The following is a 2,500-nucleotide window of genomic DNA, read 5'->3' on the forward strand; positions in this document are numbered from 1 at the left end:
AGTGCCCAGGGAGACCTCATCTTGGGAGGGGCTTCCCGCTTAGATGCTTTCAGCGGTTATCCCGTCCGTACATAGCTACCCGGCAATGCCACTGGCGTGACAACCGGAACACCAGGGGTACGTCCACTCCGGTCCTCTCGTACTAGGAGCAGCTTCCCTCAAGTCTCCAACGCCCACGGCAGATAGGGACCGAACTGTCTCACGACGTTCTAAACCCAGCTCGCGTACCACTTTAAATGGCGAACAGCCATACCCTTGGGACCGACTTCAGCCCCAGGATGTGATGAGCCGACATCGAGGTGCCAAACACCGCCGTCGATATGAACTCTTGGGCGGTATCAGCCTGTTATCCCCGGAGTACCTTTTATCCGTTGAGCGATGGCCCTTCCATACAGAACCACCGGATCACTAAGACCTACTTTCGTACCTGCTCGACGTGTCTGTCTCGCAGTCAAGCACCCTTATGCCTTTGCACTCATTGCGCGATTTCCGACCGCGCTGAGGGTACCTTCGTGCTCCTCCGTTACGCTTTGGGAGGAGACCGCCCCAGTCAAACTACCCACCATGCACTGTCCCTGATCCGGATCACGGACCGAGGTTAGAACTCCGAACATACCAGGGTGGTATTTCAAGGTTGGCTCCACAGCAGCTGGCGCCACTGTTTCAAAGCCTCCCACCTATCCTACACAAGTAGGTTCAAAGTCCAGTGCAAAGCTATAGTAAAGGTTCACGGGGTCTTTCCGTCTAGCCGCGGGTACTCGGCATCTTGACCGAGATTTCAATTTCACTGAGTCCCTGGTGGAGACAGTGCCGCCATCGTTACGCCATTCGTGCAGGTCGGAACTTACCCGACAAGGAATTTCGCTACCTTAGGACCGTTATAGTTACGGCCGCCGTTTACCGGGGCTTCGATCAAGAGCTTCTCCGAAGATAACCCCATCACTTAACCTTCCGGCACCGGGCAGGCGTCACACCCTATACGTCCTCTTACGAGTTTGCAGAGTGCTGTGTTTTTAATAAACAGTCGCAGCGGCCTGGTCACTGCAACCCTCTTCGGCTCCACGAGCAAGTCGCTTCACCTACCAAGGGCGTACCTTCTCCCGAAGTTACGGTACCATTTTGCCTAGTTCCTTCACCAGGGTTCTCTCAAGCGCCTTGGGATTCTCACCCTGCCCACCTGTGTCGGTTTGGGGTACGGTCATCTGTAACCTGAAGCTTAGAGACTTTTCCTGGAAGCTTGGCATCAATCACTTCGTTCCCGTGGGAACTCGTCATCACGTCTCAGGATTGTGTCCCCGGATTTGCCTAAGGACACTCCCTACTCGCTTGGACCGGCACTACCATCGGCCGGCTGACCTAGCCTTCTCCGTCATCCCATCGCAGTTACAGCTGGTGCAGGAATATTAACCTGCTTCCCATCGACTACGCCTTTCGGCCTCGCCTTAGGGGCCGACTCACCCTGCGCCGATGAACGTTGCGCAGGAAACCTTGGGCTTTCGGCGAGGGAGACTCTCACTCCCTTTGTCGTTACTCATGTCAGCATTCGCACTTCTGATATCTCCAGCATGCCTGACAGCACACCTTCGCAGACTTACAGAACGCTCCCCTACCATGCGTTTACACGCATCCGCAGCTTCGGTACATGGCTTGAGCCCCGTTACATCTTCCGCGCAGGCCGACTCGACCAGTGAGCTATTACGCTTTCTTTAAAGGGTGGCTGCTTCTAAGCCAACCTCCTGGCTGTCTGGGCCTTCCCACATCGTTTCCCACTGAGCCATGATTTAGGGACCTTAGCTGGCGGTCTGGGTTGTTTCCCTCTCGACGACGGACGTTAGCACCCGCCGTCTGTCTCCCGTGGTCAAACTTGCTGGTATTCGGAGTTTGCATCGGTTTGGTAAGCCGGGATGGCCCCCTAGCCGAAACAGTGCTCTACCCCCAGCAGTCATCCACGAGGCGCTACCTAAATAGCTTTCGGGGAGAACCAGCTATCTCCGAGCTTGATTAGCCTTTCACTCCGACCCACAGCTCATCCGAATCTTTTTCAACAGATCCCGGTTCGGGCCTCCAGCGCGTGTTACCGCGCCTTCACCCTGGCCATGGGTAGATCGCCCGGTTTCGGGTCTACTCCCAGCGACTAAGACGCCCATTTAAGACTCGCTTTCGCTACGCCTCCCCTATTCGGTTAAGCTTGCCACTGAGAAGTAAGTCGCTGACCCATTATACAAAAGGTACGCAGTCACTCCCGAAGGAGCTCCCACTGCTTGTACGCAGACGGTTTCAGGTTCTATTTCACTCCCCTCAACGGGGTTCTTTTCGCCTTTCCCTCACGGTACTGGTTCACTATCGGTCGGTAGGGAGTATTTAGCCTTGGAGGATGGTCCCCCCATCTTCAGACAGGATGTCACGTGTCCCGCCTTACTCGTCATCACTGAAATCTTGTTTTCGTGTACGGGGCTATCACCCTGTATCGCGCGACTTTCCAGACGCTTCCACTAACGCG

General features: G+C 55.4%; 1 rRNA gene (cut by a window edge). It reads right to left on the minus strand.

Going from position 1 to position 2,500, the window contains the following annotated elements:
- Positions 1-2,500: ribosomal RNA gene (locus EDC29_RS17100) — 23S ribosomal RNA — on the minus strand; its annotated part runs 281 nt beyond the window's last position; the annotation flags it as partial.

This window comes from Marichromatium gracile, assembly GCF_004343155.1.
GTDB lineage: Bacteria > Pseudomonadota > Gammaproteobacteria > Chromatiales > Chromatiaceae > Marichromatium > Marichromatium gracile.